Origin of the sequence: Burkholderia sp. Ac-20345, from assembly GCF_017104825.1 — a bacterium.
Classification (GTDB): Bacteria; Pseudomonadota; Gammaproteobacteria; order Burkholderiales; family Burkholderiaceae; genus Burkholderia; species Burkholderia lata_B.
On sequence record NZ_JAAGPO010000314.1, the window covers coordinates 1 to 7,644 of the forward strand.

A 7,644-nucleotide genomic window follows, 5' to 3' on the forward strand; every position below is an offset into this window, starting at 1 on the left:
TGGCGAGCGCACACGGGTCGCGGCCGGCTTCGGCCTGTGCGCCGCCGCGCGGCTCGCGCGCACCGGCTACACCGACGCGCAACTGAGCGATTTCATCGACGGCCCCGCCGACATCGTCCTCGTCGACGCGCAGCTCGGCGCCGACGGTTCGTTCTCGGCGCTCGCACGCGAAGCGCACGACGTGCTGATCGTCACGCGGGTTGCCGCGCAGGCGATCACCGAGGCGTACGCGTGCATGAAGCGGCTGCATTTCGCGCATGCGTTCGCGCAGTTCCGCGTGCTGACCAATCACGTCGGCAGCCACGCGGACGCGAAGGTCGCGTTCGACAACCTCGCGGGCGTCGCGAGCCGCTACCTGACGGTGTCGATCGCCGATGCCGGCTGCGTGAGCGCCGATCCGCTCGTCGAGCATGCGCGCGAGCTGATGCGTGCCGTGGTCGACGCGTTCCCGTCGTCGGCCGCCGCGCGCGACTGCCGGCAGATTGCCGCGGACCTGCTGTACTGGCCGATGCGTCCGCGTTCGGGTGCTGGCCGCGCCGTGCACGCGGGCAGCAAGCCGTCGTATGAGGCGGGCGCGGCACACGCCGCGTGAGCGCTACCGGAAGGAGAGAGCCATGATGTACAACGCTCAAGGAAAGATGTCCCAGGCCGACGTGCTCGCGCAATATGCGCCGCTCGTGCGACGCCTCGGGCTGCAGCTCGTCGCGAAGATGCCGGCGAGCGTCGATCTCGACGACCTGATCCAGGCCGGCATGATCGGCCTGATGGACGCGGCCGGGCGCTACAAGGAAGACCAGGGCGCGCAGTTCGAGACCTACGCGACGCAGCGTATCCGCGGCGCGATGCTCGACGAGCTGCGCAGCAACGACTGGCTGCCGCGCAGCCTGCGCAAGACATCGCGCGAGGTCGAGCACGCGGTGCACCAGGTCGAGCAGAATCTCGGCCGCTCGGCGAGCGAGACCGAGATCGCGCTGCACCTGAACATGCCGCTCGACGAATACCAGGGGATGCTGCAGGACCTGCACGGCAGCCAGCTGATCTATTACGAGGATTTCGACCGCGCGGCCGACGACGAGCCGTTCCTCGACCGCTACCGCGTCGATCACGCCGATCCGCTGTCGGCGCTGCTCGACGAGCACCTGCGCGAAGCGCTCGTCGAGGCGATCGAGCGGCTGCCGGAGCGCGAGAAGCTGCTGATGTCGCTGTACTACGAACGGGGTCTGAATCTGCGCGAGATCGGCGCGGTGCTCGAAGTGAGCGAATCGCGCGTGTGCCAGCTGCACAGCCAGGCCGTCGCGCGCCTGCGCGCGCGGCTGCGCGAACAGGCGTGGGTCGGCGCGGAGTCCTGACCCTTTCTTGACGGCCGCGCGCGTCGACGCCGCGCGCTGGTGCCGTGCGTGCGCCGTATGTGCGCCGTGCCTGCGCATTCTGCGCGCCGATTTGCTACAATCCTCTCCGCTTTCCGAGGAGCGTTGCGACGGACCACCCTGCGTCCGCCAGGCTCGGAAGGCTTCACCAAGCAGCCGTGCGGCAAAACCGCGTCGGCCCCGCTTCCTGAACGGCGCTCACGTCACCAATCTAGAAACTTTTTAGAAAGGAGGGCGTGATGAACGCCATTATCGATTCCAAAGCTTCCAACGATTACGTCGTCGCCGACATGGCGCTGGCCGGCTGGGGCCGCAAGGAACTGAACATCGCCGAGACCGAAATGCCGGGCCTCGTGCAGATCCGCGACGAATACAAGGCGCAGCAGCCGCTGAAGGGCGCGCGCATTGCCGGTTCGCTGCACATGACGATCCAGACGGGCGTGCTGATCGAGACGCTGAAGGCGCTCGGCGCGGACGTCCGCTGGGCCTCGTGCAACATCTTCTCGACGCAGGACCACGCGGCTGCCGCGATCGTCGAAGCCGGCACGCCGGTGTTCGCGTTCAAGGGCGAATCGCTCGACGAATACTGGGAATTCTCGCACCGCATCTTCGAATGGCCGAACGGCGAATTCGCGAACATGATCCTGGACGACGGCGGCGACGCAACGCTGCTGCTGATCCTCGGCTCGAAGGCCGAGAAGGACCGTTCGGTGATCGCGAAGCCGACCAACGAAGAAGAAGTCGCGCTGTACAAGTCGATCGCGCAGCACCTCGACGCGGACCCGACCTGGTACTCGACGCGCCTCGCGCACATCAAGGGCGTGACCGAAGAAACCACGACCGGCGTGCACCGCCTGTACCAGATGGAAAAGGACGGCCGCCTGCCGTTCCCGGCGTTCAACGTGAACGATTCGGTCACGAAGTCGAAGTTCGACAACCTGTACGGCTGCCGTGAATCGCTGGTCGACGGTATCAAGCGTGCGACCGACGTGATGATCGCGGGCAAGGTCGCGGTCGTCGCGGGCTACGGCGACGTGGGCAAGGGCTGCGCGCAATCGCTGCGCGGCCTCGGCGCGACCGTGTGGGTCACCGAAATCGATCCGATCTGCGCGCTGCAGGCGGCGATGGAAGGCTACCGCGTCGTGACGATGGAATACGCGGCCGACAAGGCCGACATCTTCGTGACGGCCACCGGCAACTTCCACGTGATCGGCCACGATCACATGAAGGCGATGCGCCACAACGCGATCGTCTGCAACATCGGTCACTTCGACTCGGAAATCGACGTCGCGTCGACCCGTCAGTACCAGTGGGAAAACATCAAGCCGCAGGTCGACCACATCATCTTCCCGGACGGCAAGCGCGTGATCCTGCTGGCGGAAGGCCGCCTCGTGAACCTCGGCTGCGCGACCGGCCACCCGTCGTTCGTGATGTCGAACTCGTTCGCGAACCAGACGCTCGCGCAAATCGAGCTGTTCGTGCGCGGCGCCGAGTACGAGAACAAGGTGTACGTGCTGCCGAAGCACCTCGATGAAAAGGTCGCGCGCCTGCACCTCGCGCGCATCGGCGCGAACCTGTCCGTGCTGTCGGACGAGCAGGCTTCGTACATCGGCGTGCAGAAGGACGGCCCGTTCAAGCCGAACCACTACCGCTACTGATCCGATGCGCCGCCGCCGCGGTGCCGTGCGCGCGTCGCCGACGCGCCCGCGGGACGGCGGCACGGCGCGGGATCGCCGGCTGCCGCGGTGCGCCTTCGGGCACTCGCGGCGGCCGGCGGCGGCCACTGATCGTACCGATCGACAACCGAACCGGAGCACTCCATGAGCGTCATCCTCACCTGGGTCATCAACGCGCTCGCGCTGCTGATCATCACGTACCTCGTGCCGTCGATCCACATCAAGAGCTTCGGCACGGCGCTGATCATCGCGGTCGTGCTCGGCCTGATCAACACGGTGATCCGCCCGGTGCTGATCCTGCTGACGCTGCCCGTCACGATCGTCACGCTCGGGGTGTTCATCCTCGTCGTGAACGCGTTGTGCTTCTGGTTCGCGTCGTCGCTGTTGAAGGGCTTCGAGGTGTCGGGCTTCTGGTCCGCGTTCTTCGGTTCGATCCTGTACAGCATCGTGTCGTGGCTGCTGTCCGCACTGATCTTCGGTCAGCGCGACATCGGCTGACCTCTTCGAATCATGAAACCGATCGAACTCTCGTTTGAATTCTTCCCGCCGAAAACGGCGGAAGGCGTCGAGAAGCTGCGCGCCACGCGTGCGCAACTGCTGCCGCTGAAGCCGAAATTCGTTTCCTGCACGTTCGGCGCCGGCGGTTCGACGCAGCAGGGCACGCTCGATACGGTGCTCGACATGCAGAAGGACGGCCTCGAGGCCGCACCGCACCTGTCGTGCATCGGTTCGTCGCGCGACAGCCTGCGCGCGATCCTCGACCAGTACCGCTCGTACGGCATCCGCCACATCGTCGCGCTGCGTGGCGACCTGCCGTCGGGGATGGGCGAAGTCGGCGAACTGCGCTATGCGTCGGAGCTCGTCAGCTTCATCCGTGCCGAGCACGGCGACTGGTTCCACATCGAGGTTGCGGGCTATCCGGAGTACCACCCGCAAGCGCGCTCGCCGAAGGCCGATCTCGAGAACTTCGCGCGCAAGGTGAAAGCCGGCGCGAATTCCGCGATCACGCAGTACTTCTTCAACGCCGACGCGTATTTCCGCTTCGTCGACGATGCGCGCAAGCTCGGCGTGGACGTGCCGATCGTGCCGGGCATCATGCCGATCACGAACTTCTCGCAGCTGATGCGCTTCTCCGAGATGTGCGGCGCCGAAGTGCCGCGCTGGGTGGCGCGCCGGCTCGAGAGCTTCGGCGACGATCGCGAGTCGATCCGCGCGTTCGGCGCGGACGTCGTCACGGGCCTGTGCCAGCGTCTGATCGACGCGGGCGTGCCGGGTCTGCACTTCTATACGCTGAACACGGCGGCCGCGACGCGGACGATCTGCGAACGGCTCGTCATGTAAGCGCACTCACGCGATTGCATGCGTCAAAGCCCCGTCGGCAAAACCGGCGGGGCTTTTTTTTCGATGAACTGCGGAGCGGGGGCGTGAGCGTCAGCGCTGCGCGTGCATCAGCGGCGGGCGGCGGTCGAACCACGGTCGCGCCTGCTCGAGCTGCCGCGCGAGCCTGAGCAGCAGCCCGTCGTCGGTGTGGCGCGCGACGAACTGCACGCCGATCGGCAGCCCGCGCGCGTTCCAGTAAAGCGGCACCGACATCGCCGGCTGGCCGGTCAGGTTGAACAGCTCGGTGCAGCCGGCCCACGTGAACGCCTTTTCCGACGATCTCGCGAGCATTTCCTTCAGCAGCGGCTTCACCGGCAGCGCGGCGAGCACCTTCATCTGCGTCGCTTCGAACGGCGTCGGCTGCAATTCGCCGATCTTCACCGGCGGGCCCGCGAGCGACGCGCACAGGATCGCGTCGTAGCGCGACACGAGGCCGGCCACCTGCACGGTGAGCTGGCGCTGCCATTCGAGCACGTCCGGCAGGCGCGTGCGCGCGAGGCGCCGGCCGACCACGGCCATCGCCCACGTCGCGGCTTCGAATTCGCCGCGCTTCGGCGTGCGGCCGGTCAGCGCGCGCGCACCGAGCACCATCTCCTCTGCGATCGTCGCCCATAGCGTGAGAAAGGTTTCGGCCGCGCGCGCGTAGTTGACGTGCAGCGTCGCCGGCTCGACATGGTGGCCGAGCGATTCGAGCAGCGCGGCCGCATCGTCGAGCGCCGCGCGCGTGTCGTCGGCGAGTGCCGGCGCGAGCATCGGGTCGAGCACGAGGCCGATCCGCAGCGGGCCGGGCGGCGTGTCGAGCTCGCCGAGGAACGTGCCGGGCGCGCCGGCCGGCAAGCTCTGGCCGGTCGTCACGTCGAGCAGCAGCGCGCTGTCGCGCACGCTGCGCGTGACCGCATGCTGGACGACCAGCTCGCCGTTCGACGGCAGGTCGACGAGTACCGGGTTGCGGCTCGGCTTCAGGCCGAACAGCCCGCAGCACGACGCCGGAATGCGGATCGAGCCGCCGCCGTCGGACGCATGCGCGATCGGCACGATGCCGGCCGCGACGGCCGCCGCCGCACCGCCGCTCGAACCGCCGGGCGTGTGGTCGAGATTCCACGGGTTGCGGCACGCGCCGAACAGCTCGGGTTCCGTGTACGGCATCTGGCCGATTTCCGACGTGTTGGTCTTGCCGAACACGTTGAGACCGGCCGCGCGGCTTCGCGCGATCACCGGCGAATCGTCGGTGGGCACGAAATAGCGGTAGTGCCGGCTGCCCATCGACAGCGGCAGCCCGGCGACCGCCGCGCCGAGATCCTTCACGAGATAGGGAACGCCGGCGAACGGCGCTTCGGCGCCGCCGTCGGGCGTGGCGGCCGCACGCTGGCGCGCGGCTTCGTAGTCCTGCAGCACGATCGCGTTGATCGCGCTGTTGACCGCTTCGGCCTGGCCGATCGCGGCGTCGAGCAGTTCGCGCGGGCTCGCCTTGCGTTCGCGTACCAGTGCGGCGAGGCCGATCGCGTCGTGCGCGAGATAGTCCGAGTGCATCGCAGTCACCCCCGTTGTGACTCGTGGCGATGACAGCAGCATAACGCGGGCCCGGTGCGCGGGGCCCGCGGCCGGTCGATTTTAGAGGTGCTCGGCGAGGAAGGTCAGCGTGCGGCCGTGCGCGAGCGCCGACGCGCGCTGGTTGTACGACGCGCGGTCCGTGCAGTTGAAGCCGTGCTCGGCGCCCGGATACACGTGGAACGATGCATGGCCGTGGCCGGCGAACGCGGCTTTCACCTCGTCGACGGCCGTGAGCGGGATCCCGTGGTCGTTTTCCGCGTAGTGGAACAGGATCGGCTGCGTGACCTTGTCGGCGAGGTCGAGCGCGTTCTGGATGCCGCCGCCGTAGTAGGCCACTGCCGCGTCGATCTTGCCGGTCGCGGCTGCGCGGTATGCGAGCTGGCCGCCGAAGCAGTAGCCGATCGCGGCGATCTTGCCGGCCACTTCGGGGCGCGCACGCAATGCATCGGCAGCCGCGCCAATGTCCGCCACCGCAAGACCCACGTCGGTCTTTTTCATCAACTCGATGCCCTTGTCGCGATCCGCGCCTTCGTAGGTCAGCTCGACGCGCGGCTGCGTGCGCCAGAACACGTCCGGCGCGAGCGCGACGAAGCCGTCGGACGCGTACTGGTCGGCGACCGCGCGGATGTGCGAGTTCACGCCGAAGATCTCCTGGATGATGATGACGGCAGGGCCTTTGCCGCGCTTGGGCAGCGCGAGATAGCCGCCGAAGCTGTCGTTACCGGTGGGGATGTCGATCCATTGGGCAGTCACGTTCTGAACTCCTGGCGAACGGGGTGCGCGATGCGCGCCCCGGGTTGGAAGAGGGCGGCCTAGTGTGCCACCGATCGTGTGACGGTGCAGGGCACGCGCCCGCTTCTCGCGCAGCGATCGTTTCGATCTCGATTATTCATTTTTCGGCGCTGCGGCGCTTCGATAGAGTCGAAGTGCCCGCCTTTACAAAGCGCTTTCGCGCATCGTCATCGAAGAATTCGCCATGTCCGCCCGTCTGTTTTCCACGCCCTTTTCAGAACGCTTCGGCCTGCGCCTGCCGCTCGTGCAGGCGCCGATGGTCGGCGCGACCACGACCGCGATGGTCGCCGCCGCATCGAATGCCGGCGCGCTCGGCAGTCTCGGCGCCGCCGCGTTCGCGCCCGAGCGCCTCGCGACCGAAGTCGAAGCCATCCGCGCGGCGACCGATCGCCCGTTCGCGATCAACCTGTTCGTGCTGCCGGACGCCGCGCCCGACGCGGCGACTGTCGCCCGCGCGCTGGCCGCGATCGACCCGCTGAATGCGGCGCTCGGTTTGCCGCCGGGCACCGCACCCGCACGCTACGCACCCGACTTCCGCGCACAGCTCGATGCGCTGGTGGCGTTGCGCGTGCCCGTTGCGAGCTTCACGTTCGGCGTGCTCGATGCGGCCGACGTCGCGCGCCTGAAGGCCGCCGGCACCTACGTGATCGGCACGGCGACGCACGTGGTCGAGGGGCTCGCATGGCAGGCGGCGGGTGCCGACGCGCTGTCCGCGCAGGGCGCCGAGGCGGGTGGCCATCGTGGCACGTTCATCGGTTCCGCCGACGATGCACTGATCGGCACGCTCGCGCTCGTGCCGCAGCTGGTCGACGCGACCGGCCTGCCGGTGCTTGCCGCGGGCGGCATCATGGACGGCCGCGGGATCGCGGCCGCGCTTG

At 68.0% G+C, this 7,644-nt stretch carries 8 protein-coding genes and 1 riboswitch; of the genes, 6 read left to right on the forward strand and 2 right to left on the reverse strand.

The window, feature by feature from the left end; genetic code table 11:
• From G3O06_RS45320 to metF, 5 genes are all read left to right on the forward strand, one after another.
• A partial coding sequence (locus G3O06_RS45320) for a MinD/ParA family protein (protein ID WP_205819971.1) occupies nucleotides 1–592 on the forward strand: 592 nt, incomplete at its 5' end.
• Between the two features lie 22 nt (nucleotides 593–614).
• Nucleotides 615–1,349 (forward strand): RNA polymerase sigma factor FliA, encoded by a 735-nt coding sequence (locus G3O06_RS45325; protein ID WP_174918395.1) that lies wholly within the window; start codon nucleotides 615–617, stop codon nucleotides 1,347–1,349.
• A 109-nt stretch (nucleotides 1,350–1,458) separates the two neighbouring features.
• Nucleotides 1,459–1,574, forward strand: a riboswitch (S-adenosyl-L-homocysteine riboswitch).
• A 32-nt stretch (nucleotides 1,575–1,606) separates the two neighbouring features.
• Nucleotides 1,607–3,025 carry an adenosylhomocysteinase gene (gene ahcY, locus G3O06_RS45330; protein ID WP_205819972.1) on the forward strand — a complete coding sequence of 473 codons (1,419 nt, stop codon included), beginning with the start codon at nucleotides 1,607–1,609 and terminating at the stop codon, nucleotides 3,023–3,025.
• Between the two features lie 162 nt (nucleotides 3,026–3,187).
• A complete protein-coding gene (locus tag G3O06_RS45335) occupies nucleotides 3,188–3,541 on the forward strand; it encodes a phage holin family protein (protein WP_006477367.1) in 354 nt (117 codons plus the stop codon).
• A 12-nt stretch (nucleotides 3,542–3,553) separates the two neighbouring features.
• Nucleotides 3,554–4,384: a methylenetetrahydrofolate reductase [NAD(P)H] gene (gene metF, locus G3O06_RS45340; RefSeq protein ID WP_174918397.1), complete on the forward strand. Its 831-nt coding sequence runs from the start codon at nucleotides 3,554–3,556 to the stop codon at nucleotides 4,382–4,384.
• Nucleotides 4,385–4,474: 90 nt separating this feature from the next.
• Here the strand turns inward: metF and G3O06_RS45345 are convergent, their stop codons facing one another.
• Complete coding sequence (locus G3O06_RS45345) at nucleotides 4,475–5,953, reverse strand: amidase family protein (RefSeq protein WP_205819975.1); 1,479 nt, start codon at nucleotides 5,951–5,953, stop codon at nucleotides 4,475–4,477.
• Between the two features lie 81 nt (nucleotides 5,954–6,034).
• Nucleotides 6,035–6,727: a dienelactone hydrolase family protein gene (locus G3O06_RS45350; protein ID WP_205819973.1), complete on the reverse strand. Its 693-nt coding sequence runs from the start codon at nucleotides 6,725–6,727 to the stop codon at nucleotides 6,035–6,037.
• Nucleotides 6,728–6,950: 223 nt separating this feature from the next.
• Between G3O06_RS45350 and G3O06_RS45355 the strand changes: the two genes are divergently transcribed.
• The coding region (locus tag G3O06_RS45355; protein WP_205819974.1) for a nitronate monooxygenase at nucleotides 6,951–7,644 on the forward strand (694 nt) is incomplete at its 3' end.